This is a genomic window from Henriciella algicola (genome assembly GCF_003576245.1).
In the GTDB taxonomy this organism is placed as follows: domain Bacteria; phylum Pseudomonadota; class Alphaproteobacteria; order Caulobacterales; family Hyphomonadaceae; genus Henriciella; species Henriciella algicola.
In genome coordinates this window covers 440,460-465,934 of record NZ_QWGA01000003.1, presented here as the reverse complement: position 1 = coordinate 465,934, position 25,475 = coordinate 440,460, and the positions used below count along the sequence as shown (strand labels likewise).

The 25,475-nt window shown below is 61.1% G+C and carries 25 protein-coding genes; 10 read left to right on the top strand and 15 right to left on the bottom strand.

All coding sequences use genetic code 11. The features are described from left to right. Positions 1 to 15: 15 nt before the first annotated feature. From D1222_RS02750 to rnhB, 3 genes are all read right to left on the bottom strand, one after another. Entirely contained in the window at positions 16 to 342 is a 327-nt protein-coding gene (locus D1222_RS02750; RefSeq protein ID WP_119452700.1) for a hypothetical protein, read from the bottom strand. A 324-nt stretch (positions 343 to 666) separates the two neighbouring features. Continuing rightward, positions 667 to 2,298 (bottom strand): acyl-CoA synthetase, encoded by a 1,632-nt coding sequence (locus D1222_RS02745; protein ID WP_119452699.1) that lies wholly within the window; start codon positions 2,296 to 2,298, stop codon positions 667 to 669. 97 nt (positions 2,299 to 2,395) lie between these two features. Next, positions 2,396 to 2,962 carry a ribonuclease HII gene (rnhB, locus tag D1222_RS02740; RefSeq protein WP_119452698.1) on the bottom strand — a complete coding sequence of 189 codons (567 nt, stop codon included), beginning with the start codon at positions 2,960 to 2,962 and terminating at the stop codon, positions 2,396 to 2,398. 52 nt (positions 2,963 to 3,014) lie between these two features. Here rnhB and D1222_RS02735 point away from each other — a divergent pair, with 52 nt between their 5' ends. Then, positions 3,015 to 3,986 carry a quinone oxidoreductase family protein gene (locus tag D1222_RS02735; RefSeq protein WP_119453696.1) on the top strand — a complete coding sequence of 324 codons (972 nt, stop codon included), beginning with the start codon at positions 3,015 to 3,017 and terminating at the stop codon, positions 3,984 to 3,986. Positions 3,987 to 4,000: 14 nt separating this feature from the next. Here D1222_RS02735 and D1222_RS02730 read toward each other — a convergent pair whose 3' ends face one another. The 6 genes from D1222_RS02730 to D1222_RS02705 form a co-directional block, all read right to left on the bottom strand. After that, complete coding sequence (locus tag D1222_RS02730; protein WP_119452697.1) at positions 4,001 to 4,447, bottom strand: cupin domain-containing protein; 447 nt, start codon at positions 4,445 to 4,447, stop codon at positions 4,001 to 4,003. 74 nt (positions 4,448 to 4,521) lie between these two features. Further along, positions 4,522 to 4,731, bottom strand: a complete 210-nt coding sequence (locus tag D1222_RS02725) for a dodecin (RefSeq protein ID WP_119452696.1) — start codon at positions 4,729 to 4,731, stop codon at positions 4,522 to 4,524. Positions 4,732 to 4,812: 81 nt separating this feature from the next. Beyond that, entirely contained in the window at positions 4,813 to 5,673 is an 861-nt protein-coding gene (locus D1222_RS02720) for an SDR family oxidoreductase (RefSeq protein ID WP_182481846.1), read from the bottom strand. Positions 5,674 to 5,683: 10 nt separating this feature from the next. Next, positions 5,684 to 6,571, bottom strand: a complete 888-nt coding sequence (locus D1222_RS02715) for a M23 family metallopeptidase (protein WP_119452694.1) — start codon at positions 6,569 to 6,571, stop codon at positions 5,684 to 5,686. Further along, entirely contained in the window at positions 6,568 to 6,786 is a 219-nt protein-coding gene (locus D1222_RS02710) for a DUF2093 domain-containing protein (protein WP_119452693.1), read from the bottom strand. The genes D1222_RS02715 and D1222_RS02710 overlap by 4 nt, the downstream gene beginning before the upstream one ends. 69 nt (positions 6,787 to 6,855) lie before the next feature. Beyond that, on the bottom strand, positions 6,856 to 7,668 hold the full coding sequence (locus D1222_RS02705) for a hypothetical protein (protein ID WP_119452692.1): 813 nt from the start codon (positions 7,666 to 7,668) through the stop codon (positions 6,856 to 6,858). A 182-nt stretch (positions 7,669 to 7,850) separates the two neighbouring features. On the opposite strand from D1222_RS02705, the gene recA reads away from it, so the two are divergent. Further along, positions 7,851 to 8,957 carry a recombinase RecA gene (recA, locus tag D1222_RS02700; RefSeq protein WP_119452691.1) on the top strand — a complete coding sequence of 369 codons (1,107 nt, stop codon included), beginning with the start codon at positions 7,851 to 7,853 and terminating at the stop codon, positions 8,955 to 8,957. Between the two features lie 163 nt (positions 8,958 to 9,120). Then, positions 9,121 to 11,772, top strand: coding sequence for an alanine--tRNA ligase (alaS, locus tag D1222_RS02695; RefSeq protein WP_119452690.1), 2,652 nt, complete (start codon positions 9,121 to 9,123; stop codon positions 11,770 to 11,772). 136 nt (positions 11,773 to 11,908) lie between these two features. On the opposite strand, the gene D1222_RS02690 is transcribed toward alaS, so the two are convergent. The 3 genes from D1222_RS02690 to D1222_RS02680 form a co-directional block, all read right to left on the bottom strand. After that, positions 11,909 to 12,568, bottom strand: a complete 660-nt coding sequence (locus tag D1222_RS02690; protein ID WP_119452689.1) for a glutathione S-transferase — start codon at positions 12,566 to 12,568, stop codon at positions 11,909 to 11,911. Further along, complete coding sequence (trhO, locus tag D1222_RS02685; RefSeq protein WP_119452688.1) at positions 12,565 to 13,515, bottom strand: oxygen-dependent tRNA uridine(34) hydroxylase TrhO; 951 nt, start codon at positions 13,513 to 13,515, stop codon at positions 12,565 to 12,567. The genes D1222_RS02690 and trhO overlap by 4 nt, the downstream gene beginning before the upstream one ends. 87 nt (positions 13,516 to 13,602) lie before the next feature. After that, the gene (locus tag D1222_RS02680) at positions 13,603 to 13,749 is read right to left on the bottom strand and encodes an entericidin A/B family lipoprotein (RefSeq protein WP_119380524.1); all 147 of its coding nucleotides are present in this window, start codon (positions 13,747 to 13,749) and stop codon (positions 13,603 to 13,605) included. Positions 13,750 to 13,873: 124 nt separating this feature from the next. Between D1222_RS02680 and purQ the strand changes: the two genes are divergently transcribed. Both purQ and D1222_RS02670 read left to right on the top strand, forming a co-directional pair. Continuing rightward, positions 13,874 to 14,536, top strand: a complete 663-nt coding sequence (gene purQ / locus D1222_RS02675) for a phosphoribosylformylglycinamidine synthase subunit PurQ (RefSeq protein WP_119452687.1) — start codon at positions 13,874 to 13,876, stop codon at positions 14,534 to 14,536. Between the two features lie 56 nt (positions 14,537 to 14,592). Beyond that, positions 14,593 to 15,780 (top strand): DUF418 domain-containing protein, encoded by a 1,188-nt coding sequence (locus D1222_RS02670; protein ID WP_119452686.1) that lies wholly within the window; start codon positions 14,593 to 14,595, stop codon positions 15,778 to 15,780. Here D1222_RS02670 and D1222_RS02665 read toward each other — a convergent pair. Beyond that, on the bottom strand, positions 15,762 to 16,880 hold the full coding sequence (locus D1222_RS02665; protein ID WP_147371802.1) for a GNAT family protein: 1,119 nt from the start codon (positions 16,878 to 16,880) through the stop codon (positions 15,762 to 15,764). The two genes, D1222_RS02670 and D1222_RS02665, sit on opposite strands and share 19 nt — an antisense overlap. 146 nt (positions 16,881 to 17,026) lie before the next feature. On the opposite strand from D1222_RS02665, the gene D1222_RS02660 reads away from it, so the two are divergent. Continuing rightward, a complete protein-coding gene (locus D1222_RS02660; protein ID WP_119452684.1) occupies positions 17,027 to 18,253 on the top strand; it encodes a DUF3089 domain-containing protein in 1,227 nt (408 codons plus the stop codon). Positions 18,254 to 18,273: 20 nt separating this feature from the next. On the opposite strand, the gene D1222_RS02655 is transcribed toward D1222_RS02660, so the two are convergent. Beyond that, complete coding sequence (locus D1222_RS02655; protein WP_119453695.1) at positions 18,274 to 19,401, bottom strand: FAD-dependent oxidoreductase; 1,128 nt, start codon at positions 19,399 to 19,401, stop codon at positions 18,274 to 18,276. A gap of 150 nt (positions 19,402 to 19,551) precedes the next feature. On the opposite strand from D1222_RS02655, the gene D1222_RS02650 reads away from it, so the two are divergent. Then, positions 19,552 to 19,776 carry a hypervirulence associated TUDOR domain-containing protein gene (locus D1222_RS02650; RefSeq protein WP_119452683.1) on the top strand — a complete coding sequence of 75 codons (225 nt, stop codon included), beginning with the start codon at positions 19,552 to 19,554 and terminating at the stop codon, positions 19,774 to 19,776. Then, positions 19,773 to 20,117: a hypothetical protein gene (locus D1222_RS02645; RefSeq protein WP_119452682.1), complete on the top strand. Its 345-nt coding sequence runs from the start codon at positions 19,773 to 19,775 to the stop codon at positions 20,115 to 20,117. Before D1222_RS02650 ends, D1222_RS02645 begins: the two co-directional genes overlap by 4 nt. A 77-nt stretch (positions 20,118 to 20,194) precedes the next feature. Here D1222_RS02645 and D1222_RS02640 read toward each other — a convergent pair whose 3' ends face one another. Then, a complete protein-coding gene (locus D1222_RS02640; RefSeq protein WP_119452681.1) occupies positions 20,195 to 20,809 on the bottom strand; it encodes a hypothetical protein in 615 nt (204 codons plus the stop codon). 270 nt (positions 20,810 to 21,079) lie between these two features. Between D1222_RS02640 and purL the strand changes: the two genes are divergently transcribed. Both purL and D1222_RS02630 read left to right on the top strand, forming a co-directional pair. Then, the gene (purL, locus tag D1222_RS02635; protein ID WP_119453694.1) at positions 21,080 to 23,308 is read left to right on the top strand and encodes a phosphoribosylformylglycinamidine synthase subunit PurL; all 2,229 of its coding nucleotides are present in this window, start codon (positions 21,080 to 21,082) and stop codon (positions 23,306 to 23,308) included. Between the two features lie 282 nt (positions 23,309 to 23,590). Then, positions 23,591 to 25,465, top strand: coding sequence for a M2 family metallopeptidase (locus D1222_RS02630; RefSeq protein WP_119452680.1), 1,875 nt, complete (start codon positions 23,591 to 23,593; stop codon positions 25,463 to 25,465). Positions 25,466 to 25,475 lie beyond the last annotated feature (10 nt).

Sequence of the window (25,475 nt, the reverse complement as noted above, 5' to 3'; positions counted from 1 at the left end):
GGTGGCAAGCGAGTCCTAGAAAACGTCCTCGCTGCCGCTGACCGTGATCGGCCGCACCCGTCGGTAGAGCCAGATGCCTGCCGTCATCGCGGCAGCGGCGATAAGGCCATGAATGGCGAGGAAAACGGGAAAAAAGATAATCATGGGCAGCATTGCCAATGTGGCTCCCGGACCGGAATAAGCCTCCCCATTTACAATCGTCGTACCTCCGCCTGCTGTCATGATCACCATGACAAGAGAAAGCGGGATGATCAGTAGGGCCCAGCCGCAGACCCAGCCGACGAAGAAGAGTTTGTAAGCGCTGCCATAGCTGAGCTGCCCGCCCTTTTGCCTGATCTGCATTCCCTGGCTCTCTTTCTTGCCGGATGGTTGGTTGCACGCGACACCGTCAACGGATTCGCGTCATTGGGAACATCGAACAGGGCCAAATCTGCCACAAGCGAGCGCGCTGTCTGATAATTCCGCAAGGTTTGCAGGCAGGGCCGGGCCGAAGCTCGGGAAAGCGGGCAAATCGTCCGCGAGCAGGCTCATCGCGCGGCTCGAATGGGTGGATCGCTACACTGGCAGAAACACCGCCAGTACACCGTCAGTGCACCATGAAAACAGCCGACTATCCGACCGGATGAAAACTGCTCACCCGGTCGGAAAATCTACCCGTGCGAAACCTCAGGCAGACACGCCGAGGCTGTCCATCGCGAACGACTTGATCGACTTGTAGTCTGCCTTGCCATTTGGCGCGCGGCCAAGGCTGTCCTTGAACAGGATACGCTTTGGCGCCTTGTAGCGGGCGAGCTGTGTCTGGACGAAGGCGCGCAGCGTGTCTTCGTCGACAGAGGCACCGTCATTGAGCTCGACAACCGCTGTCACCGCCTGGCCCCATTTCTCATCGGCGAGGCCCACGACCAGCGCATCTCGCACAGCGTCATGATTCTTAAGGGCTTCTTCGACTTCTTCGGGGTAGATCTTCTCGCCCGCCGAGTTGATACAGTTCGAGCCGCGTCCAAGAAGCGTGATCGTGCCGTCCTCCTCGACCGTGCACCAGTCACCCGGCACGGCATAGCGAACGCCATCGACCTCCCAGAATGTCTTCTTGGTCTTCTCGGCATCCTTGTAATAGCCGAGCGGAACGGCCCCGCCGCGTGCGATGAAACCCGGTTCGCCAGAGCCGGCTTTCACTTCCTTTCGGTCTTCGGTGAAGACCTTGCAATTGTCGCCGATCTCGAAGCGGGCCGTCTTCTGCGTGCCTTCTGCCGTGGTCACAGACATGCCGAAACCGACCGCCTCAGAGGCCCCGAAGCTATCCATCAGGGCAACCTGCGGCATGTGCTCGATCAGGCCGCGCTTGACCTCCATCGACCACATCACGCCAGAGCTTGTGATGGTCGCGACCGATGAAAGATCATATTTTCCAGGGTTCTCGTTGAGGACGCGGAGCATGGGCTTCGCAAACGCATCGCCCACAATTGCCATTGCCGTCACGCCGCGCCGGTCGACCGTGGACCAGAGCTCTTCGGGGTCGAACGTCTTGGTGTTCTGAAGCGTCACGATACAGCCGCCAGCGATGATGGAGCCCATCGCGGTGAACAGGCCGGTGCCGTGCATCAGAGGGCAGGCAGGTAGCTGGCGCGAATGCTTGCCGGCCTCATGCGTCCAGGCAATATGCTCGGCCATCGTCTCGGGCGCCGAGCCATAGATCTTGATCATCGACTCGCGAGAGCTCTCGCGCCAGATCTTGTGGCTCCACATCACGCCTTTCGGCATGCCGGTCGTGCCGCCGGTGTAGAGGAAGATGAGATCATCGTCGGAGCGCTCGATACCGAGCGGCTTGCCATCGCCCTTGGCCGCCAGCGTTTCATAATCGACCGCGAAGTCCGGCGTATCCGAGCCATCGCCGCCAATCTCGACCCAGACTTTCACCTTGGGCAGGCGGTCACGCACGCGCTCGACATGCTCGCGGAACTCGCGGTCGAAAAAGACAACGGCGGAGTCCGAATTGTCGAAAATATAGGTCAGCTCATCGTCAAGATAGCGATAATTGACGTTCACATGGGTGAAGCGCGCTTTGAAGCAGGCAACCAGCGCTTCCATATATTCTGGCTGATTGCGGAGATAGAAGCCGGCCTTGTCGCCTGTTTCAACGCCCATCGCGCGCAGCTCCCGCGCAAGATTGTTCGAGCGCTTTGTCATTTCAGGCCAGCTTATGACCCGGTCGCCGTGAATGAGGGCAGGGTGTTCCTCACCTAGTTCTGCGCCAACGGCGTCGAGCATATCGCCGAGATTATAGATGCTATCGCCCATAGTGTGACGTTCCTCCGATGAACTTTTCTGTTTGCGCTCATACTAGGCGCAAATCAGGCAGTTCACGAGGGGTTACGTGGCGTCGGGGGAGGGGTGTTCAGGCGGCTTTCAGCGCGCGGGCGACGGGCGCGAAGCTCTTGCGGTGACAGCCGCAGGGGCCAAGCGTTTCGAGCGCCTCGGCATGGGCTGCCGTGCCATAACCCTTGTGCTGACTGAAGCCATAGCCGGGGTAGCGGTGGCAAAGCTCTGCCATCGCCCTGTCGCGGGCAACCTTGGCAAGGATTGAGGCGGCAGAGATCGAAGGCTCTGTCAGGTCGCCCTTCACGATGGCGCGGGCCGGGCAGGGCAGTTCTTTTGGAGTGCAATTGCCATCAATGATGAGCTCGCCGGGGACAAGCCCCATGATCGCGATCGCTCTGGTCATGGCGACGAAGGTCGCTTCCCGGATATTGAGCTGGTCGACCTCGAGAGGGCTGGCCCAGCCAATACCAAACGCGACGGCCTTTGCCTTGATCTCGGGATACAGCGCTTCGCGCGCAGCCTCTGTCATCTTCTTGGAATCTGTCAGCCCCTCAATGGGCTTTCTCGGGTCAAGAATAACCGCGCCAGCCGTCACCGGGCCGGCCCATGGTCCGCGTCCGGCCTCGTCAACGCCGCAGATCATCGCTATGTCCCTCATCACGAAAACAGAACCACGATTCCTGAAGGATTTCCTTATGAGCGGCGCATATTGCATTCAGATGAGCGAACTTGGCGGTCCGGACGTGTTGAAAAAGACACAAATGGAGCCGCGAGAGCCAGGCCCCGGCGAGGTTCTGGTGCGCCAGTCGGCGGCGGGTCTCAACTTCATCGACACTTATTTCCGCACCGGCCTCTACCCGGCCAAACTGCCTTTCACGCCGGGCCAGGAAGGTGCTGGTGTAGTGGAGACTGTCGGCGAGGGCGTGGAGACGCTGAAGGTCGGTGACCGCGTCACCTATCTCGGTCAGGGCACCTATGCGACGCATTTTACCGGCCCGGCTTCGCGCATGCTGAAACTGCCGGACGGCATTAGCGAGGATGAGGGCGCGGCGACCGTGCTTAAGGGCCTGACCGCGTGGATGCTGCTGTTTGAAGTTTACCGCGCGCAGCCTGGTGAGACCGCGCTCGTCTGGGCCCCTGTCGGCGGGGTGGGGTCGCTGCTGGTGCCTTGGGCGACCTCGATGGGCGTGCGCGTGATCGCGGTGACGTCGAGCGACGAGAAGGCTGAGCTTGCCAAGAAGTCAGGCGCTGCAGAGGTCATCATGTCGAGCGATGATGTGGCGAGCCGCGTGCGCGCGCTCACCGACGGCAAGGGCGTCGATGTTGCCTATGACAGCGTCGGCAAGGACTCTGCCAAGGCATCGCTGGACAGCCTGAAAAGCCGGGGCTGGTTCGTCACTTATGGCAACGCCTCAGGCGCGGTCGAGCCGCTTGCCCCGGGCGAGCTGAACCGACGCGGGTCGCTGGTGATGACCCGGCCGGGCCTATTCCACTTCGTTGCCGACGAAGCGGGCCTCAAGCGCGGTGCAGCCGCCCTGTTCGGTGCCATGCGCGCTGGCACGCTTAAGGCGCAGATCGGCCAGACCTTCGCGCTCGAAGATGCTGCCGAGGCACACCGCGCCATCGAGAGCGGCAAGACGATTGGCTCGACGCTCCTGAAGCCCTGAAGCCCTGACAGGCCTTAATCTTCTTCAGGGGGCGGCGTCTCGCCGTCTTCCAGAAGGATACGCTCTGGCATCCCGTCGCGGTGGACGCGGAAGACAATGGCGCGTGCGCCGTCCGGGCCGCCTCGCGGCGAATGGGCGGCACGCGGCGGGATCACATAGGAATCGCCAGCCACCAGCTCGATATCTTCCTGACCGTCCTGAACATGCACGGCTGAGCCGGAGATCACGTACAGGAACTCCTCGCCGGGATGATAATGGCGCGGAACGGTCGCGTTGGGCGGGATCACGACATCGGAAATCAGCACTTCCAGCCCGTCAGCAGACGCGATCGGTGAGCGCAGCTTTTCGTTGGAGCCGGGCGGCGGGGTGGCCGCGTGATGTTCGGAATGTTGCGGCCCGTCATGGGCCTGTGCATGGCCGGAAAGCGCAAGCAGGATGGCTGTCGCCAGTATTCTTTTCATGAAAAACCTCCCTCAAGGTTGCTCGCAGGATGAACCTGCGCCCTGAGGGAGGCAATCAAATTCGGTCCGGAGCCCTAGTCTTCGTATTTGAAGCCGATCTCAATACAGACCTGATAGTATGCGACCTGGCCGTTCTCGATATAGCCGCGCGTTTCGGTCACATGAAACCAGTCCATATTACGGATCGTCTTGCTCGCGCTCTTCAGCGCGCCATTGATCGCTTCTTCAATGCTGGTTTTCGACGTGCCGACAACTTTGGTCATTGCATACGTGTCAGTAGACATGGGTATTCCTTTCTAGATCTATGACCCAAGCAACTAGCCCGTGCGCGCCGTGTTCCGAGTGACGCGCAAAAAAACTTCCGGTCAGCGCGGCGGCGGCTCCTCTGACTCGATCTGTTCCTTCAGCTCGGTAACCTTGTAGTTTGCATCATCTGAGCCGGGCGGGGCCTGGCGCTGGAAGGCATCATCAATCTCGTCCCAGCGTTCTTTCGCCCCTTCGCGGGCGACCGCGTGGGTCATGATTAGCCATTCGCCCATCATAGCCCCCTCGACAGCGGCGCCGGCCGCCTTCGAAGCGGGCATTCCTCTGGCCATCAGCTTTTCGCCTGTCCGGAGCGCTTCGGCATCCTCTTCCAGACCGGCCTTTTCGCGGCTGGCATAGAAGCCTGTATTCACGAGGCCCGGGCAGAAGACGCTGATGCCGACCGCTTCTGGCATCTCCCGGCGCATGACCTCGGCGAGGCCCAGAATGGCGTGTTTGGTGCCGGTATAGAGCCCCGCGCCGTCATGCTGAAAACCCAGGCTATGCTCGGAGCCGGTGAAGCAGATACGGCCCTGTTCGCCGCGCTCAATCCAGCGATTGGCAAAGGCTTTTGCGGTCATCCAGCTACCTTTGACATTGGCGCCGTACTGCAGATCAAACTCATGCGGCGTGGCTTCCAATAGCGGCGCATCAAACTGCAGACCTGCATTGGCGAACACGAGATCGACCTGACCCAGCTTGTCGAACGCTTCGTCGGCCATCGCCTCAATGTCCGACTCGCGGGAGACGTCGGCTTCGAACGTGAACGCCGCCTCACCAAGTTCGCTGGCGGCGAGTTTAAGGGCATCGCTGTCCATGTCCGCGATGAGGACCTTGCCGCCGCGCTCAACAATGTGCCGCGCCATCTCCAGTCCCATACCGGAGGCACCGCCTGTCACGACGGCATTCTTCGACTGTGCCATTTGGATTCTCCTACTGAGGCTCCAGCGCCAGAAGAAGCGCCGGGTCAATGTAGAAATCCGCATCCCGGTTCTGGGTTGCCTCATTTCTCCATTTTACTGCCCAGTGGAGATGGGGGCCGGTGGTGCGGCCGGTATTGCCGGAAAGCCCGATCTGCTCGCCAGCTTCGACTTCGTCGCCAGCGCTCACGTCGACTTTCGACATGTGCATGAAGACAGAGACAAGGCCCTGCCCATGATCGAGGAAGACTGCGCCGCCTTCGTAATAAAGGTCCGGGTCGCCAAGGATCACTGTGCCCGGTGCAGGCGCGATGATGGGCGTGCCGATCGGCGTCGCAATGTCATAGCCTTGGTGGACGGACACTTTCTCGCAGGTCTCACCGTCCGCGCCGGTACCGGTATATTTGCGTTCCGGCCCGAATGGCGAAGAGGCGCGCCCTTCTGCAGGACGCTTGAAACCGAGACTGGCGCCAGGACCATCATTGAACGTCTCGAAGGCGTCTTTCTTCTTCAGCCAGCTTTCCTCGACTTCGGCGAGCTGCTCCGGCGTGCGGGCATCGACCTTGTCGCAATCCAACCCGCGAAGAAGCCTGAAGTCATCGCTGCGCGGCGCGATATCGACGGAGATGGGCGCGCCGCCTGCTGGCGTCAGGATCAGCGGGCTCGCTTCAGTGCGGGTGAGGCCCACCGTCACGACGCCGTCCGCATTGGTGCGAACCTCGCGGGCACCGCTGCCATCCTCTCCAGCAACACGCACAGACGTATCGGCTGGGCCGGTGCAGATAAGAAGGCCGCCCTGCTTGGCAGCGCCGGAGCAGGAAAGGGAGGTGGCGTCAGCGATCGCCGGAAGGGCGAAAAGCCCGGCCGAGGCGATCAGTCCGAGACAGGCCGCCCACTTCATGCAGCGCCTTTGCCTTCAACCATGCGCGAGGCAGCTGCCGCGGCATCGATATAGGCTTCCTGGTGATCGACGCTCCAGTAGCGCAGCGCCATGATCGGGATCTTCCGGCCGGTTACCGCGCAGGTCACGTAGTCGCCAGGCTCGATAATGTCGATATCGCCGTCGAGATAGTGAAGCTTCGCTTCGCCGCCTGATTGTCCGTTTCGTGTCAGCATGGCCGATATAATGGGGCGAAGGCGGGGGCTTGGAAAGGGCACCTTGTCAGCTTTTGGCGCGCGCCCCGCCTATTCGATTTCGGCAAGGTCCGGTGTCGGCTCTTCTGGCGGCGGCGGTGCATCCGGATTGGGGGTGCGCAGGATGAGCGACAGCGTCCGGATATAATCATCAGGCCACTGGCCGAGCTTGTTTCGCTGCTGTGCGCGCACGACCATTTCGACATTTACATTCGGGTGGCTGAAGACCTGGTCAGAGATAAGCGCGCCATTGCGCTCTCCCGGTGTGTCGACCAGCTCTGCCTGCCATTCTGCGACAGCGGGGCAGGCGGCGATCCGGTCCTTCAGCTCGTCGCGGCGCTGGCGCATCGATTCGAGGCTCGCCTCATCCGATTGGTCGATCTGAAGCGTGCAGGTCACCTGATTATAGGGTGAGGCGGCGCTGAAAGGCGCTGCGCCCGGTATCGCGACAGCGCAATCGCCTGCGCCGAGCTCACTGAGGGCGTCGCCCGCAGGAAAGCTGCCAATGGCAGAGCCTGCGGCCGTCGACTGGCTAAGCGCGGCAAAGCGAGAGGCGCTCGCGCCTTCGCGGATATAGGGCCCGATCTCATAGCAGAGCGGATCGCCGGGCGGCGGAGGCGGCGCGGCCTGCGTCTGGGGCTGCGATGTCTGAGATGAGGGCTGCGGCGACCGGGTGGGCAGGTTCCCCGGCTGCGCGGGCGGTTCATATCCCGGCGGGGCAGATGGCACGGTTGGTTCAAAGGGCAGCGTTGTCGGCGGTGTGCCCTCATCCTGTTGCGCTTTCGCTGCGATGGGCAAGCCAAGCGCGGTGAGCGCTGCGAGGCTGAGGAGAAGCCCGCGACGAGGATGTCGAATCGATATCATATGGGTGGCAATGCCGCTCTGCTTGATCAGGTCCAGACACTAGGCGGGTTGCCCCGTCTTCGGCAAGCGTCTGGATGAGCTCCGAAGTTTTTGTTTTGTTCTCGTGAACAAGTGTGGTACAGACTGCGCTCTGACAAGAACGCCGGCCTTGCAAAGCCGGGCCATATATGAGGAGACTGAACATGGCCAAACGCGGCAATCTGCAACTCGTGGACAAGGAATCCGGCGTGGACAAGCAAAAGGCACTCGAGACAGCTCTCTCCAATATTGAGCGCTCTTTCGGCAAGGGCTCGGTCATGCGGCTCGGCGATCAGAAGTCGCTCGACATCGAAGCGGTGTCGACCGGTTCGCTCGGCCTCGATATCGCTCTTGGTATTGGCGGCCTGCCAAAGGGCCGCATCATTGAAATCTATGGCCCTGAAAGCTCTGGTAAGACGACGCTCTCGCTGCATGCGATTGCGGAAGCCCAGAAAGATGGTGGCGTCTGCGCCTTCGTGGACGCAGAGCATGCGCTGGACCCGACCTATGCTGCCAAGCTCGGCGTTGATCTCGATGACCTGCTCGTCTCCCAGCCGGACACTGGTGAACAGGCCCTCGAGATTGCCGATACGCTGGTGCGCTCTGGTGCGGTCGACCTTCTGGTCATCGACTCTGTGGCCGCGCTGACCCCGCGCGCTGAAATCGAAGGTGAGATGGGCGATTCGCTACCAGGTCTTCAGGCCCGCCTGATGAGCCAGGCGCTGCGCAAGCTGACCGCCTCGATCTCCAAGTCGAAATGTATGGTCATCTTCATCAACCAGATCCGCATGAAGATCGGCGTGATGTTCGGTAGCCCTGAAACGACCAGCGGCGGTAATGCGCTGAAATTCTACGCCTCTGTCCGCCTCGACATCCGCCGCATCGGCGCAATCAAGGACCGTGAGGAAACCATCGGCAACCAGACCCGCGTCAAGGTGGTGAAGAACAAGGTGGCCCCGCCCTTCCGGCAGGTCGAGTTCGACATTCTCTATGGCGAAGGCATCTCCAAGACGGGCGAACTCATTGACCTTGGCGTCAAATGCGAAGTCGTCGAGAAGGCTGGGTCCTGGTATTCCTACAAGGAAGAGCGCATCGGTCAGGGCCGCGAAAAGACCCGCCAGTTCCTCAAGGATAATCCCGATATCGCTGATGAGATCGAGCATGAAATCCGCCGCCAGTCGGGCCTTCTCTCTGATGTGATGCTGTCTGCCGAAGAAGAGGCAGAGCTCGAAGCGAGCAAGGATGATGACGATGAGGCGAAGGCTGGCTGAGGCCGCTACCCGGATCGGCGCGCTGCAGTGAACTGAGCCTGCGGCGTGGCTGCTTCTTGGCGGGCCTCGCTCAAGCCTTTATATCAAAAACAGGAAGCGCCCGGCTGACATTCGGCCGGGCGCTTGAATTTGGGCAAGCTGCAAGGACGGGCCAGACGAGAAGATGACGAGCGTCAACGAGCTTCGAGAAACATTCCTCTCCTATTTCGAGCGGCAGGGGCACACCCGCAAGCCGTCCGCGCCGCTGGTGCCGGACAATGATCCGACCCTCCTGTTCGTGAATGCCGGCATGGTGCCGTTCAAGAACATCTTCACCGGCGCAGAGACCCCGTTTGCACCGCGCGCAGCAACCTCGCAGAAGTGCGTGCGCGCTGGCGGCAAGCATAATGACCTCGACAATGTCGGCTATACGGCCCGCCACCACACCTTCTTCGAAATGCTCGGCAACTTCTCGTTTGGCGATTATTTCAAGGATGATGCGATCGCCTTCGCCTGGGAGCTGGTGACAAAGGAATTCGGCCTCTCGAAAGACCGCCTGCTGGTCACGGTGTATTCAGAAGACAAGGAAGCCGCGCAGATCTGGAAGAAGGTCGCAGGCCTTTCTGACGACCGGATCATCCCGATCTCGACTTCGGACAATTTCTGGTCGATGGGCGATACGGGCCCGTGCGGGCCGTGCTCTGAAATCTTCTTCGATCATGGCGACAAGATACCGGGCGGGCCTCCCGGTTCGCCGGATGAGGATGGCGACCGCTTCATCGAGATATGGAATCTCGTCTTCATGCAGTATGAGCAGGAGGCAAATGGCACTCGCAAGGATCTGCCGAAGCCCTCCATTGATACCGGTATGGGCCTCGAGCGCATGGCCGCCGTCCTGCAGGGCGTCCACAACAATTATGAGATTGATCTCTTCCAGGCGCTGATTGACGCCGAAGAAGAGGTCTACAGGGCAAAGGCGACGGGCGACCAGCTTGCCTCCTTCCGCGTCATCGCCGACCACCTTCGCACCTCCGCCTTCCTGATCGCCGACGGCGTGACCCCGTCGAATGAAGGCCGGGGCTATGTCCTGCGCCGCATCATGCGCCGCGCCATGCGCCACGGCCATATCCTCGGCGCGCGCGAACCGATGATGCACAAGCTTGTCGGCGCGCTGACCTCTGAAATGGGCGAGGCATATCCAGAACTTGGCCGCGCGCAGCCTGCGATCGAAGCTGCTCTCGAGCAGGAGGAAGCCCGCTTCCAGCGCACGCTGGGCCGCGGTCTCGCCCTGCTGGATGAGGCCACCGACGGGCTTGGCGAAGGCGCAGAGCTTTCCGGCGAGACCGCATTCCGTCTCTATGACACTTATGGCTTCCCGATTGACCTCACCGCCGACATCCTTCGCGGTCGTGGCATGAGCGTTGACCAGGCAGGCTTTGACACGGCTATGGCCGAACAGAAGAAGGCCGCTCGTGAGGCCTGGTCAGGGTCTGGCGACACCGCGTCTCAAGCGGTCTGGTTCCGGGTTCGCGACAAGATCGGCGCGACCAGCTTCCTTGGCTATGCCGGCACAAGCGATGAGGGCGTCTTGAAAGCCATCGTGTCGGACGGCGAGATGCGCGATGAAGTCGCCCCGGGTGACTGTGAACTCGTCTTCGATCGCACGCCTTTCTACGCCGAAAGCGGCGGGCAGGCAGGCGATCATGGTGAAATCCACTTTGCCTCTGGCGCCCGGTTCATCGTGCGCGATGTCCAGAAGCGCGCAGGTGACCTCCACGTTCATGTCGGTGAGCTGACCGGCGGTTCGGTGAAGCTGGGTGACAAGGCTGAGCTCGTTGCCAATGCGGCGCGCCGACAGCGCATTCGCGCCAATCACTCCGCCACGCACCTTCTCCATGCAGCGCTTCGCAATGTGCTCGGGCCGCATGTCACGCAGAAAGGCTCCCTCGTTGAGGAAGACCGGCTGCGCTTTGACTTCTCGCATGGCGGGGCGCTTAGCGCAGCCGAGATCGAAGCCATTGAGGATGAGGTCAACGCGGTCATTCGCCAGAATGATGAGGCCCGCATTCAAACCATGGCGCCAGACAAGGCGATTGAGGCCGGGGCGCTCGCCCTTTTCGGTGAGAAGTATGGCGATGAAGTCCGCGTTCTTTCAATGGGCCAGCCGCTCACCGATGAGAAGCGGCCCTATTCGGTCGAACTTTGCGGCGGCACCCATGTCGCGCGCACGGGCGATATTGCTGCCTTCGTCATCACGTCAGAGGGCGGTGTTTCTGCCGGTGTTCGCCGGATCGAAGCGGCAACGGGCGCCGAAGCGCTCGCCTTCCTGAAAGGCCGCGCGCAGGTCGCGCTCGACCTTTCCGATACGCTGAAAGTGCCGCTGAAGGATGTCAGCCGGAAGGTTGGCAGCCTGATGGAAGAGCGCCGCAATCTGGAGCGAGAGCTGGCTGAAACCAAGCGCAAGCTCGCCATGGGTGGAGGCGGCGGCGCCGCGCCATCTGGCCCGGAAGAGATTGGCGGCTTCAAGCTGATCGCACGTGTCGCTGACGGTGTTGGCGGCAAGGATCTTCGCGGTCTTGTCGACGAAGCCAAGGGTAAGCTCGGTTCCGGCATTGCTGTCTTTATTGGCGTCAATGAAGGCAAGGCGGCGGTCGCGGTCGGTGTGACAGATGACCTGACCGACAAGGTCTCTGCGGTTGACCTCGTACGCGTTGCTGCAGCCGAAGTTGGCGGCAAGGGCGGCGGCGGTCGCGCAGACATGGCGCAGGCTGGTGGCCCGGACGGCGACAAGGCCGAAGCCGCTCTGGACGCTGTGCGCAAGTCGCTGGCGGGTTAACAGAAATCTGGAAGTATTTTCCGTGTCCCCATCGAAAGGTGGGGTCCATGGCGGCTGGGCGACTGACCGGACGATCTGCTCTCGACCGCCATGGGTCCCAGCTTTCGCTGGGAAGGCGGGCACTCGCGGCGTCGCTTTATTTCGTTGAAGGAAAGACGGGCTCTTTGTCGCCGGTCTTCCACTGGTCGAATTTCGGCATGATGGACTTGAACCGCGAACTGGCAAGGTGCGCGGCAAGCCAGGCTTTCAGGGCCGGGTAGGGCGATGCGTCGAACCAGGCCCGGTCCGTATTTGCGAACTGGCGGATGAACGGCATCACGGCCATGTCGGCGAGCGAGACGCGCTCACCGAAAAGCTGGGGGCGCGAAGCGAGGCGAGAGTCCAGCGTCTCAAGAAAAGCTGAACCTGCCTTGCGGTGGTCTTCCGACACGGCGCCCTCGTCTTCGTATCGATTGGCGTATTTGTAGCGATCAAGGTGATGCTTGAACGGCCCATCGCATGCGGCGATCAAGTCCATCATCTCGGCCCGGCTACCTTCATCAGGGGACAGCCAGCCTTCGGGGTCGTTCTGCCCAAGCGCATGCAGCATGACGTCCAAGCTTTCGTCGATGACGGCGCCGTCCTGAAGAACGAGCACCGGCACGGTCCCCTTTGGCGAGGCGTCCAGCATCTCCTGCGGCTTGTCGCGGAGGACCACTTCCCTCAGGCGGCATTCAAACCCGGCGGACTGAATGGCGAGCCGGGCGCGCATCGCATAGGGGCAGCGGCGGAAAGAATAGAGCACTGGAAGCGTCATGACGCTTCGGTATCGGCCGGCTTTGCTTTCTTGCGCCCGATATGCGCTTCGCCGCGCTTCTTGGCGAGTTCGACCTGCTTCTGGCGTTCGGCGAAACGGGCGCGTTGCTCATCGGTGACTGTGTCGTGGCAGGCGGGGCAGCAGATGCCTTCTTCATAGCGGGGATCGCGGCGCTCAGCCTCGCTAACGGGGCGTTTGCAGCCATGGCAGAGCTCATAATCTCCGATTTCGAGACCGTGACCGACCGAGACGCGCTGATCGAATACGAAACACTCGCCCTGCCACTTGCTTTCGGCCTGCGGGACAGTTTCGAGATATTTCAGGATACCGCCCTTGAGGTGGAATACCTCATCAAGGCCTTCGGACTTCACGAAGCTGGTCGCCTTTTCACAGCGAATGCCGCCGGTACAGAACATGGCGACTTTCGGCTTGCGGCCTTCAGCCTCCAGCTTTGCGCGGAAATCGCGGAACCAGTCGGGGAATTCGCGGAATGTCGCCGTATTCGGGTCTATCGCGCCTTCGAAAGTGCCGATGCCGTACTCATAATCGTTGCGCGTATCGATCAGCACCGTGTCAGGGTCGGTGATCAGCGCGTTCCAGTCTTCCGGGGCGACATAGGTGCCGACGAGATCATTCGGGTCCGTGCCCGGCACACCCATGGTGACGATTTCCTGCTTCAGGCGCACTTTCAGGCGCCAGAACGGCATCGTCTCGGCGTGGCTTTCCTTGTGTTCGAGGGTGTCGCAACCGGGAAGCGCGCGCAGGAATGACATGGCCTCATCGAGCGCGCCGCCTTCGGCGGCGATCGTTCCGTTCAGGCCTTCGGCGGCGACCAGGACCGTGCCGCGAATACCAAGCGTCTCGAAGCGCGCTGCGATATCGGCGCGAATCGCTTCGGGGTCAGCGAAAGGGACGAATTTATAGAAGGCAGATACGCGAAAGCTCATGACCTGCCCCTTATGCCAGAGCCGGCCATGAGCTTCCAGACAGGCGCGTCAGCAGGCGTGCTGCTGACGCGCTCTGATCTTCAAGGATCAGGTTTCGCTTTCAGCGCCCTGAGCTGCGCCGCTGACGGCTTCGCCGGTTGCTTCAACGTCTTCGCCAACGCCTTCAACGGTGTTGCAGGCAGCGAGCGTGCCGAGGGTCATCAGGGCAGCGAGAGAAAGTGCGATCTTTTTCATTTTCGATTTCCTTCTTCGGATAATCCGTAACAGCCGGGCCGGACCTCCCGACCAGACCTGCTAATTAAATCCCACCGACATCTTTGGTTCCCAATTACATCGCAATCCTGCTAAAGGGGACGCCATGAAAAGCGCTGTGATTGTCTTTCCCGGATCGAATTGTGACCGCGACGCCCAGACGGCCCTGACAGAGGTCATGGGGACGCCGCCAGAGATGGTGTGGCACAAGGATGGCGAGCTGCCTCAGGACCTCGACCTGGTGGTCGTGCCGGGCGGGTTTTCCTATGGCGATTATCTGCGCTGCGGCGCGATGGCGGCGAACTCTCCGGTCATCGAAGGCCTGCGGCGTCATGCAGACCGGGGCGGCTATGTCCTCGGTGTCTGCAATGGATTTCAGGTGCTGACGGAGACGCAGCTTCTGCCTGGCGCGCTGCTGCGCAATGCGGGCCTCGACTTTGTCTGCCGCCCGCAGCCGCTTCGCATCGAGACCAGCAACTCAGCCTTCACCAGCGCCTATGGTGACCGCGCCGAGATCACGATCCCGATTGCGCACCATGACGGCAATTACGTCGCTGACGAAGAGACGCTGGACCGTATTGAAGGCGAGGGGCGCGTTGCCTTCCGCTACAGCGGCAACCCGAACGGCTCGGCGCGCGATATCGCCGGCGTCCTGTCGGAGAATGGCCGCGTCCTTGGCCTGATGCCACACCCGGAGCGCGCCATTGGCGGGCATGAGGGCGGCGATGATGGCCGCGGCATGTTCGAAAGCCTGTTGTCGGCGATCTAGTCTGGCAATTTTCCAGCGCTAGGGCATACTTCGCTTCGCTCTGGGGAGGGCGAGGCATGACTTATCTTGAAGAAACTAAAGCGGCAGGTCGGGAAATCTTTCCAGATCTGGCGCGCGCGTTCGCACTGATCGGTATTGCATTGGTCAATGTGGCGATCTTCGCCCATCCGATGACGACAGGTTATACAGACCTGCAGGGCGCCGACCAATGGGCGTATCTCGGCGTCACCTCTTTCTTCATGCTGAAGTCCTATACGCTGTTCTCATTCATGTTCGGCGTTGGTTTTGCCTATCAGATGATGGCGGCAGAGCGCCGAAGTGTCGGATTCGCCGGGCGGTACTGGCGCCGCATTTTTGGTCTTTTGATCCTCGGCTTGCTTCATGTGGCTCTGGCGTTCCAGGGGGATATCCTTGTCATCTATGCGATACTCGGCTGCTTCCTTTTCCTCTTTCGGAAGGCAAGCGCGAAGACGTTGGTGCGGTGGGGGATCGGCCTTTACGCGCTACAGTTCGTCGTCGTCCTGTCGGCGTTCGGCCTGTTCTGGCTTGGGGCGACCTTTGCGCCAGAACAGATGGCAGCAGAGCTTGAGGTGAACGCTGCCTCGGCGGAGGTCGCGCGACAGGCATTTGGCGAAGGCACTTTTGCTGACGCGATGGTCCAGCGGTTTGCAGACTGGTCGATGGTGCTCGTGGGCGGCCTGTTCATGCAAGGCATTGGCGCGATGTCCTTCTTTGTCTTCGGCCTCGCGGCGGTGCGCCATGAGGCGATCTCCGACCCGCGCAAGCCGATCTGGAAAACATTCAGGCGGTTTTTCCTGCCTGTCGGGGTGGCCGGAAGCATCTGGGGCGGATGGCTCATGGTCTCGTCAGGCAACGGAATGATGAGCGTGGACATGCTGGCGGGCATGACGGTCATCACGCTGTTCAGCCCCTTTTCAACGGCGGGCTATCTGGGGCTGATCGCCAAGTGGGCGGAAGTGCCCGAAGGCCGGATCAAGATATTCCTCGCGCGCGGCGGCACCGCGTCGCTGACGGCTTACATCCTGCAGAGCGTGCTGTTCTCGCTCATCTTCAACAATTACGGGCTCGGCCTCTATGGTGAGATTGGCGCATTGGGCTGCGTCGCCATCGCACTGGTTGTTGGGTTTGGATCTGTTGCGGCGGCGAGCGTCTGGCGGAAAGCGTTTTCACGCGGACCGCTGGAAGTTCTGCTTCGCGGCTGGACCTATCTCGGCGCGCGTTGAGGCGCGACACGCAGAGCGAAGTGGAAGTCCCCTTCAATCCCCGTGGGTGACCAGCCATCGGCAAATCTGCCATCATCGCCCGCGAACGAGGCGTGGGCCGGATCGTACGAGAACCGGCGGTGAAGGCGAAGGCCGGTGCCTTTCACTTCTGACGCTGCAAAGCGGTCTGAGAAGATCAGGCGAAGCCTGGCTGCGCCGCTCACCTTCGCGAGCTTGCGCGCGGCCCCGATCAGGTGCGCGATGGTGGCCGCGCGCGGCGCACCGGAAGCGAGTTCGAGGTCGACAATGTCGAGGCCAGCAGGCTCATACGCATTCGGTTTGCTCATGATTGTCAGCATCAGTCCTGAAATGCTGTCGCCCTCGCGGGCCGAGAGCAAGACGCTGCGACCGGGCGCGTCAGGATCGGTCAGCAGATAGGAATAGAATGCAGCGCTTCGTACTGGCACGACGCGGCGGCTGCTTCGCAATTCGGCATCGAAGTTTTCGATGAGGCGTGCGTGATCCGGTTTTGCGGGGTCGAGCCAGTCTCCGGTTGCGAGTGACTGCTGCGCATAGTCTGCGAGCGGCTTCGGCTTTGCGGCGAACCATTCACGGGCCGATAGCGCGTCATACATCCGGTCAGACCGGGCGAGGCGTGAGAAGGCAAGGCCGGTGCCCATTGCGCCGGGCCTGATGGGCCATTCAATCCGGTTCAGGGCGCCATCGCCCAGCCATGCCTTCATGCCCAGCTTCTTGTAGAGGCCCGCTGAACTCGCATTGTTATTTAGGGAATAGACGGATGCCAGGCCGGGATAGGTGATCGCGCGTTTGGCGAGCCGTACGCCGCTGCCGCGTCCCTCTGGCCCAGCAATGAATGTATGACCGGTTGCGGCTTTTACCGGTTCTCCCTCCAACGTGAAGTTCCGTGCCTGAAGCCCCACCATGGCGACGACACGGCCTTCCTTCTCAGCCACGAAGCCAGCCGGAATCTCCCCCTGCTGCGGGTTTTCGAACAGCGCCCATTGCCAGCCTGCATGACTGCGCCAAGGAAAATCTACCTTGGCGACGAGGTCCATCACGCGTGGAAGGTCGTCTGGGGTGATTGTCCTGATCTTGATCAAATAGGGCCTCGATTTTCGCGTGCGGTCAGCGCAGCGCCTACACCTCTATCGCAGAGAGGTTGAAAAAGAATTTGCCGAATTTGAACTGTTCGAAATGTGCGGGCAGGGTTACTCAGGGGTAACGAGGCAAGAGGGAGAGCTGATCGATGAGAATTCAGACGAGTGTATTCGCGGTACTCGGGCTGGCGCTGGCCGCCTGTGGCGGCGCAGAGGAAAGTGCATCACCAGGGGCAGCAGCGGCTGAAGAGGCGCAACCAGTCGAGAGCGAAGGTGACGCAGGTGCCGAGGCGGCGCAGACCGCGGATGCCGACTATGGCGACATGGCAAACTGGCTCTGCCACCCGGGCAAGGATGGCGATGCCTGTTCTGGTGACCTCAATTATACGCGTGTGAGTGCGGACGGCACGCTTGAACAGGTGGATTTCGAACGCGCGAACAATCCGCCGATCGACTGTTTCTACGTCTACCCGACAATCTCATTCGACGCGACGCCGAATAGTGACCTCAAGGCCGGGCCGGAGGAAGAACGCGTCGCGGCCTTGCAGCTTGGCGCGTTCGGTGAAACCTGCCGCCTTTTCGCCCCGGTCTATCGTCAGGTGACCCTGACCCATCTGCAGAGCCTGATGGGCGGAGCAGAGTTCTCGGCTGATCCTGAACTGGGCTTTAACGACGTCGTGGACGCGTGGAACACCTATCTTGAGACAGAGAATGACGAGCGCGGCGTGATCCTGGTCGGACACTCGCAGGGCGCACGCATGGTCGAGCGGCTGATGCGTGAGACGATCACTGGGTCTGACAGTGAGGACCTGATCGTTTCGGCCATGCCGATCGGCTATACGATGTATGCCGATGCAGACACAGGCGACGTCGGCGCCTTCCCGGTCTGTGAGACGAGCGGTCAGACGGGCTGCGTAATTGGATATGTGAGCTTCCGGTCGGACTCTCCTCCGCCAGCAGATAGCCGGTTCGGGGATACGAGTGCGGACGGTCAGCGGGCGATTTGCGTGAACCCCGCCGAGCTGTCAGGCGACGAGGGCGGGCTTGATGCCCGGCTGTCGCGAACCGGCTTCTTCGGGATCGAGAATGCGAGCTTTGTGGAAGGTGAGCGTGTGGCAACGGCTTACGCGGCGCTTCCCGGCATGCTGTCGGCCGAATGCGTCGAGACCGACGGGCATACCTATCTCGCCGTCGAGGTCACCGGAGACCCAAGCGATCCGCGGGCCGATGATATCCTCGGCGATGTCGTGGTCGGGAATGACGTCCTGCGCGACTGGGGGCTGCACCTGATCGATATCAATGTGGCGATGGGCAACCTGGTCTCTATCGCGGAAGCGCAAGCTGCCGCCTGGGCCACGGCTGACGCCGAGGACTAATCAGGGGTGCGCCGCCCGGTTCAGGCATTTGCGCTGAGCCGGGCCGCCAGCTCTGCGTGGCCTTCGACCATGCGTGTGATCTGCGCCGGGTCCGGCTCTAGCGTGTCATTGCCTTCATCATGCGTGCCGCCAAGGACGATGCCGGTCTTGCGCGGGAACATGTAGAGGACGCCGCTCGATGTGGGCGCGACATAGGAATAGGTCACGTTCGGCTGAGGCAGGAGGTGGCTGAGCTGGCCTTTGACAGGCACTAGCGTGTCGTCACCGAACAAGCCTGCCGCGCCAAGGCCGGTACAGTTCACTATGGTCTGTTCCGGCAGCGCCATCACATCATCGATTGAGGCCAGGCGCATGCGCACCGTGCGCGCGCCGGCAAGCTGCGCGTCCTGCAGGATGGCGTCGAGATAATAGTCCGGGTCGATGATCATCGCCTTGAAGCGTTCTTCATAGGCATAGCCGAACAGCGTGTTCTCGGTCGACGTGTGAAGGGCGGGATAGATATCGTCGCCGCCGGGCAGCTCATAGCGCGGTGACGGGATGCGTCGGCCGAGCTGGTGATGGTCGGCCCAGTAGACGCCATATCCCGGCCGGTTCACGTAAGGCAGGAAGCCGTAATAGGCGAGGCGAATGAGCTTGCGGTTCATCGCCAGCCATTCCTGGCTGACAGCCGAGCGATCAAAATAACCTGTCGGCATCCAGAGAACGCCAGCGACATTGGATGTCGTGTGCGGCGGTAGCTGTTCTGCATAGATCGTGACGTTGTGACCGCGCCGGGCAAGGATGAGGGCGGAGGTAAGGCCCTGAACGCCGCAGCCAAGGACGGCGATATCGCGCGCGCCGGTGGCGGTCGCTTCATCGGCAGCCACGGAGGCGGTGCCCCATGACATGGTCACGCCGCACCCGCCATGACCGTAATTGTGGATGACCGTCTTCTGGCCGAGCTTTTCAGTCTCCAGCCGGTAGCCCATCGGCCTGTAAGGGCGATGGCCGACAACTGTGCGGGTGACCCGCGACAGGCTGGACTGGAGCGGGACGTAGCTGGCGTAGGGGTTGGTGGGCGGTGGGGGTGCGAGTGTCTCTGCCGGTGCAGTGGCACATGCCCCCAGAGTTGCAAGTCCGAACCCACTGACAAAATCGCGTCGCCGCATCCAAATCACCTCGTCTTCGCATGACGCCCGCCCGTCGTCCGGGACACTGCCCGCAGCTTGTCTCCATAGCAAGGCATTCGCGCGCAGGGCCGGAACCGCGCCGCCCGTGCCCTGTTCATCAATGACCAAAGCAATTGAATGGAGCAAAGAATGTCCAAGGGAAAAGGATATAATGAAGGCGACAAGGTCGAGTGGGATTGGGGCAATGGCACCGGGTCTGGCAAGATCAAGTCGGTCTACACGCAGAAGCGCACCGTGAAGATAAAAGGTGAAGAGATCACCCGCGACGCCAGCGAAGATGAACCGGCCTATCTGATCGAGAGCGACGACTCAGAGGTTCTCAAGAGCCATTCAGAGGTTCGGAAGGCATCATGAGCACGCCCAAGAAGTATGAGGACATCGATTTCGAGCCGCCCCAGAAAGTCGCTGACGAAGCTGAAAAGGGTCTGAAACTTCGTGAGGAGTTTGATCGCGGCGGCACGGACGTAGGTGTCGCGCGGGCCCGGGATCTCAAAAATCGCAAATCGCTGTCGCCAGACACGATCGAGCGAATGGTAAGTTATTTTGCCCGTCATGAGGTCGACAAGAAGGCTGATGATTTCGGAAATGATGACGACCCATCGGCCGGTTATATCGCGTGGCTGCTATGGGGCGGCGACTCCGGCAAGGACTGGTGCGAGCGCGTGAAGTCCCAAATGGAAAAAGCCGACGCCTGAGACGTTAATAGCGACCAGAATTGAAAAAGGCCGGTGCGAACCTCGCACCGGCCTTTTCATTGTTCGGACCTAGAACCTTATTCTTCGGTTTCAGATTCCGTTTCTTCTTCCATTTCGCCTTCAGCTTCTTCTTCTTCAGCCACAGGCTCCGGACGACAATTGTCGACGAGGGTCTTCATCTCTTCGCCAGCGGGAACGACGATCTCATCCTGACCGGAACGGACGCGGATGGCGTCGTTCGCGTTGACCAGTGTCGCGACCCCGTTGGTGGACGGGTCAACCGAACCGCCAATCATTGGCGTTTCCATCTCCAGCGCTACTGCGTCGATGCTGACATTGCCAGCAGACGTGAGGAAGTCGATGGTGTCGCCGCCTTCGCTGGTCGCGCGCTGCACGACGAGCGTTTTGCCTTCGCCTTCGACCTGTTCTGCGCGGCAGATCAGCGTCAGCAGGGTTTCACCGTCTGATGAGAAGCTGGCGGCTGGGTCGCCGCGATCAGTAGACGTGGCCCAGCTGCCTTCCATTGGGGTCGGCATGTCGCTGGAAACGCCTGCGTTTGATTGCGCTTCGGCTGCGGCTTCTTCCATCGTCGGCTCAGGTGCCGGCATGGTGCCATCTTCGCTGCTATAGCCGCCATCATTGCCACATGCGGCGAGCGCGGCGGGCAGAAGTGCTAACAGGATCAGTCTCATGGAGGGTATCCTTTCCTTCACGTATCCAAGAACCGCTGCACCAACGCAAAAACATGCGCTCCGGTTTCGAGATTGGTCGTATTTGAAGTAGCGGCGGCCATCCGGCGGCCTCATTGCGGTAGCCTCAACTGGATAGAAGCGCGCAAATTCCGCATTGGAGCATTGTCCCCGGCCCGCGCGGCAAGTATCGAGCATCTCAGCAGACCCAATCAGAATCGAGCACCTCAATTGACCGACACTTCTGACCTCGCCAACCGGATCGTTTCTGCCATGCAGGCCGTGCAGTCCGAAACCGACGCTGCCGGCCACGGCATTAATGCAGAGGAGTGGGACCGGCTGGTCACAAGGCTGGGTCGCAGTCCGAACCTTGTCGAGCTCGGCATCTATTCGGTGATGTGGTCCGAGCACTGCTCCTACAAGTCTTCGCGCCGCCACCTGTCGAAATTCCCGACCAAGAATGAGCGCGTCATTCAGGGCCCCGGCGAGAATGCGGGCGTTATCGATATTGGCGACGGTCAGGCGGCGATCTTCAAGATGGAGTCGCACAACCACCCGTCCTACATCGAGCCTTATCAGGGCGCGGCAACAGGCGTGGGCGGCATCCTGCGCGACGTGTTCACCATGGGCGCACGCCCGATTGCGCTGGTCAATGCGCTGCGCTTTGGCTCGCCCGATCATCCGAAGACGCGCTCACTCGTGGCTGGCGTGGTCGCGGGCATCGGTGGCTATGGCAATTGCGTCGGCGTGCCGACCGTGGCGGGCGAGACCCAGTTCGACGAAGGCTATAATGGCAACATCCTCGTCAATGCGATGGCTGTTGGCCTCGCGGATCAGGACAAGATTTTCTATGCGCGCGGCGCAACGCCCGGAAACCAGATCTTCTATGTCGGCTCCAAGACGGGCCGCGACGGCATTCACGGCGCGACCATGGCGTCTGCCGAATTCTCCGAAGGCGATGAGGAGAAGCGCCCCACGGTTCAGGTGGGTGACCCCTTTACCGAGAAGCTGCTCATCGAGGCCTGCCTTGAGCTGATGGCAACCGATGCCATTCAGGCCATTCAGGATATGGGCGCGGCGGGTCTCACCTCCTCGTCGGTCGAGATGGCCGACAAGGGGGGCATCGGGATCGAGATGGACCTCGACAAGGTGCCTCAACGCGAGACCGGCATGACCGCCTATGAGATCATGCTGTCGGAAAGCCAGGAGCGGATGCTCATGGTGCTGAAGCCGGGTAAGGAAGACCTCGCCAAGGCGATCTTCGAGAAATACGACCTCGACGCTGAAGTCATCGGCATGACGACCGATACCGGTCACATGGTGCTGAAGCAGTTCGGCGAAGTGGTCTGCGATATCCCTGTCGCGCCGCTGGCAGAAGATGCGCCGAACTATGACCGCCCTTGGGTGGAGCCGAAGGCGCGCGCGCCGCTCGACATCTCGAAGTATCCAGAGCCTGAGGATTACGGCGACGTGCTGCTGAAGCTCATGTCCTCGCCGGACATGGCCTCCAAGCGCTGGATCTGGGAGCAGTATGACCGCCATGTGATGGGCGATACCGTCGACAGCTCACAGAGCATGGGCGACGCCGCCATTGTCCGCATCCACGGCACCAACAAGGCGCTCGCGATCTGTTCCGATTGCAACCCGCACTATGTCGCCGCTGACCCGTTCGAGGGCGGCAAGGCTGTGGTGGCAGAGGCATATCGGAACCTGTCCAGCGTCGGCGCGACGCCGATCGCCATCACCGACAATCTCAATTTCGGCAATCCGGAAAAGCCCGCAACGATGGGCTATATCGTGAAAGCCATCGAAGGCATGGCCGAAGCCTGCCGCACCCTCGACTTCCCCGTCGTGTCCGGCAATGTCAGCCTCTATAATGAGACCGATGGCAAGGCGATCCCGCCGACGCCAGTGGTCGGCGGCGTTGGCTTGATCGAGGATGTCTCCAAGATCGCGACGCTGAAGGGTGCGCAGCCGGGTGACAAGCTTGTCCTGATCGGGGAAAGCGCCGCGAGCCTGGGCGCATCGCTCTATGGCCGCGCGTTTCTTGGGCTGAGCGGCGAAGACCTCGGTCCGCCACCCGCGATGGATCTGGGCGTTTCGATGAAACACTCTGATTTTGTGAGGTCGCTGGTTGAGCAGGGTCTGGTGAACGCCGTTCATGACGTGTCCGAAGGCGGCATTGGTTGTGCGGCAAGCGAGATGGCGCTTGCAGGTGCGGTCGGCGTCACGCTTTGCGCGCCGGAGCCGGGTGAGGTAAGCGAACTTACGCAGATCTTTGGTGAACGCACTGACGCGTTCCTGGTCGCCGCCACTGATGACCAACTGGCCAAGTGGGAGTCCAAGGGCTTGTTGCCTTCGGTGATTGGCACCTTCGGCGGCGATGAAATCGCCTTCGACCTTGGGGTCTCGCCTGACGTCACCAGAACCAAGATAGCTCTGTCCACCCTCCGGGACGCCCACGAAGGCTGGCTGCCGCGCTATATGAAGGGCGATGACTAAACCCGCGGGATGCCCGTATCCCGTGTAGATGTATAAAATTTCACTGTTTTCTGATCCGCTATAGTTTATGCAACGTATGCGTGTGCGAGAGGAAAACCGTCGATGGTGGCCTTGCGCCTCTTCTTCTCGCGCGCGCGCCAGTGTCCTTGCGGATGCTGGCGCGCCAAATTTTTCAGGCCTTTGAATTTTTTGATGCCCGGCGGGCGGCTCAACTTCCCGCCGCTCTGGCATTGACCTTTCATGCGGCTGGCGCTTCGGTGCTGCCATCATGGAGGTTCCCCAATGAAAACCAGTCTGATTTCTACCAGCGTGCTTGCGCTCAGCGCGGCGCTGCTTGTGTCCTGTACGAATAATTCCGGCGACGTGCCGCCTGCCGAAGTGCCAGTTCCGCCAATGGCGGGCGACCCGGTCGAGGCAGAGAGCACTGAAGTTGCAGAGGCCCGCGCCTTCCTGGAACGCGCCGATGCTGAGCTTGGCCAGATGTCCAAGGAGATCAGCCCGATCTTCTGGGAGCAGGCGACCAATATCACCGATGAGACGAATGCGGCCGCAGCCGAGGCGGGTGCCCGCGCAACGACCCTGGCCGTCTCGCTCGCCAATGAGTCCAAGCAGTTCAATGATGTCGACCTGCCAGCAGACCTCGCGCGTAAGATGCAGCGCCTGCAATCCGGCGTCACCATTCCGGCCCCGTCGACCGAAGGCGCAGCCGAAGAGCTGTCGCAGATCACCACCGGCCTCGAAGCGACCTATGGCACTGGCACGTTCAATTATAAGGGCGAGGATCTGAACCTCGACCAGCTGTCGACCATCATCGAGACGAGCCGCGACCCGGAAGAGCTGCAGGCTGTCTGGGAAGGCTGGCGCACCGTGTCGCCGCCGATGAAGGATGACTATGCCCGCATGGTGGAGATCGCCAATGAAGGCGCGACCGAGCTTGGCTATGACAATCTGAAAACGATGTGGCTGTCGAAATACGACATGCCGCCGGAAGAAATGGCGACCGAGGTCGACCGCCTCTGGAGCCAGGTGTCCCCGCTCTATGAGGAGCTGCACTGCTATGTGCGCGCAGAGCTGAACGAAGAGTATGGCGACGATGTCCAGCCTGCCACGGGCCCGATCCGTGCCGACCTCCTTGGCAATATGTGGTCGCAGCAATGGTCGAACATCTACCCGCTGGTCGAGCCGGAGGGCCTGCCGGGGCAGGGCTATAATTTGACGGACGAGCTTGTCGCGGCTGACTATGACGCCATCGAGATGGTCGAGACCGCTGAGGCCTTCTTCGTCTCGCTCGGTCTTGATCCGCTGCCGCAGACCTTTTGGGAGCGGTCGATGATCGTGCGTCCGGAAGACCGCGAAGTCGTGTGCCACGCATCCGCCTGGGACCTCGATGACGAGGAGGATGTGCGCATCAAGATGTGTACCGAGGTGAATGCCGAGGACTTCTACACCGTCCACCACGAGCTGGGGCACAACTACTACCAGCGCGCCTATAAGGACGTCGATTACCTCTACAAGGACGGCGCCCATGACGGCTTCCACGAGGCGATTGGTGACTTCATCGCGTTGTCGATCACACCGTCCTATCTCGTCGACATTGGCCTGATCACCGAGGATCAGGTGCCGGGCGAAGAGGCCGACATCTCGCTTCTGATGAACACCGCGCTTGACAAGATTGCCTTCCTGCCATTCGCGATCACGGTTGATAGCTGGCGCTGGGACGTGCTCGACGGCACGACGCAGCCTGCCGACTATAATGACGCCTGGTGGGCAAAGCGCACGCAGTATCAGGGCATCGTCCCGCCGGGCCCGCGTCCGGCAGACGCGTTCGATCCGGGTGCGAAGTACCACATCCCGGGCAACACGCCGTATCTGCGTTACTTCCTGTCCTATATCATGCAGTTCCAGTTCCATAAGGCTGCCTGTGAGCAGGCTGGCTGGGATGGCCCGCTGCACCGCTGCTCGATCTATGGAAACGAGGAAGTCGGCGCACGCTTCAATGCGATGATGGAAATGGGCGCATCAGAGCCTTGGCCAGACGTTCTGGAGACTTTCACCGGCACGCGTGAAATGGATGGCTCTGCGATCATCGAGTATTTCGATCCGCTGATCGGCTATCTGGAAGAGCAGAATGAAGGTCGCAGCTGCGGCTGGAAATAGGGGCGTTGCC

Coding starts and splice junctions, on each gene's coding strand:
- D1222_RS02750 (WP_119452700.1), bottom strand. CDS start 342: ATGCAGATCAGGCAAAAGGGCGGGCAGCTCAGCTATGGCAGCGCTTAC.
- D1222_RS02745 (WP_119452699.1), bottom strand. CDS start 2,298: ATGGGCGATAGCATCTATAATCTCGGCGATATGCTCGACGCCGTTGGC.
- rnhB (WP_119452698.1), bottom strand. CDS start 2,962: ATGATCTGCGGCGTTGACGAGGCCGGACGCGGACCATGGGCCGGCCCG.
- D1222_RS02735 (WP_119453696.1), top strand. CDS start 3,015: ATGAGCGGCGCATATTGCATTCAGATGAGCGAACTTGGCGGTCCGGAC.
- D1222_RS02730 (WP_119452697.1), bottom strand. CDS start 4,447: ATGAAAAGAATACTGGCGACAGCCATCCTGCTTGCGCTTTCCGGCCAT.
- D1222_RS02725 (WP_119452696.1), bottom strand. CDS start 4,731: ATGTCTACTGACACGTATGCAATGACCAAAGTTGTCGGCACGTCGAAA.
- D1222_RS02720 (WP_182481846.1), bottom strand. CDS start 5,673: ATGGCACAGTCGAAGAATGCCGTCGTGACAGGCGGTGCCTCCGGTATG.
- D1222_RS02715 (WP_119452694.1), bottom strand. CDS start 6,571: ATGAAGTGGGCGGCCTGTCTCGGACTGATCGCCTCGGCCGGGCTTTTC.
- D1222_RS02710 (WP_119452693.1), bottom strand. CDS start 6,786: ATGCTGACACGAAACGGACAATCAGGCGGCGAAGCGAAGCTTCACTAT.
- D1222_RS02705 (WP_119452692.1), bottom strand. CDS start 7,668: ATGATATCGATTCGACATCCTCGTCGCGGGCTTCTCCTCAGCCTCGCA.
- recA (WP_119452691.1), top strand. CDS start 7,851: ATGGCCAAACGCGGCAATCTGCAACTCGTGGACAAGGAATCCGGCGTG.
- alaS (WP_119452690.1), top strand. CDS start 9,121: ATGACGAGCGTCAACGAGCTTCGAGAAACATTCCTCTCCTATTTCGAG.
- D1222_RS02690 (WP_119452689.1), bottom strand. CDS start 12,568: ATGACGCTTCCAGTGCTCTATTCTTTCCGCCGCTGCCCCTATGCGATG.
- trhO (WP_119452688.1), bottom strand. CDS start 13,515: ATGAGCTTTCGCGTATCTGCCTTCTATAAATTCGTCCCTTTCGCTGAC.
- D1222_RS02680 (WP_119380524.1), bottom strand. CDS start 13,749: ATGAAAAAGATCGCACTTTCTCTCGCTGCCCTGATGACCCTCGGCACG.
- purQ (WP_119452687.1), top strand. CDS start 13,874: ATGAAAAGCGCTGTGATTGTCTTTCCCGGATCGAATTGTGACCGCGAC.
- D1222_RS02670 (WP_119452686.1), top strand. CDS start 14,593: ATGACTTATCTTGAAGAAACTAAAGCGGCAGGTCGGGAAATCTTTCCA.
- D1222_RS02660 (WP_119452684.1), top strand. CDS start 17,027: ATGAGAATTCAGACGAGTGTATTCGCGGTACTCGGGCTGGCGCTGGCC.
- D1222_RS02655 (WP_119453695.1), bottom strand. CDS start 19,401: ATGCGGCGACGCGATTTTGTCAGTGGGTTCGGACTTGCAACTCTGGGG.
- D1222_RS02650 (WP_119452683.1), top strand. CDS start 19,552: ATGTCCAAGGGAAAAGGATATAATGAAGGCGACAAGGTCGAGTGGGAT.
- D1222_RS02645 (WP_119452682.1), top strand. CDS start 19,773: ATGAGCACGCCCAAGAAGTATGAGGACATCGATTTCGAGCCGCCCCAG.
- D1222_RS02640 (WP_119452681.1), bottom strand. CDS start 20,809: ATGAGACTGATCCTGTTAGCACTTCTGCCCGCCGCGCTCGCCGCATGT.
- purL (WP_119453694.1), top strand. CDS start 21,080: ATGCAGGCCGTGCAGTCCGAAACCGACGCTGCCGGCCACGGCATTAAT.
- D1222_RS02630 (WP_119452680.1), top strand. CDS start 23,591: ATGAAAACCAGTCTGATTTCTACCAGCGTGCTTGCGCTCAGCGCGGCG.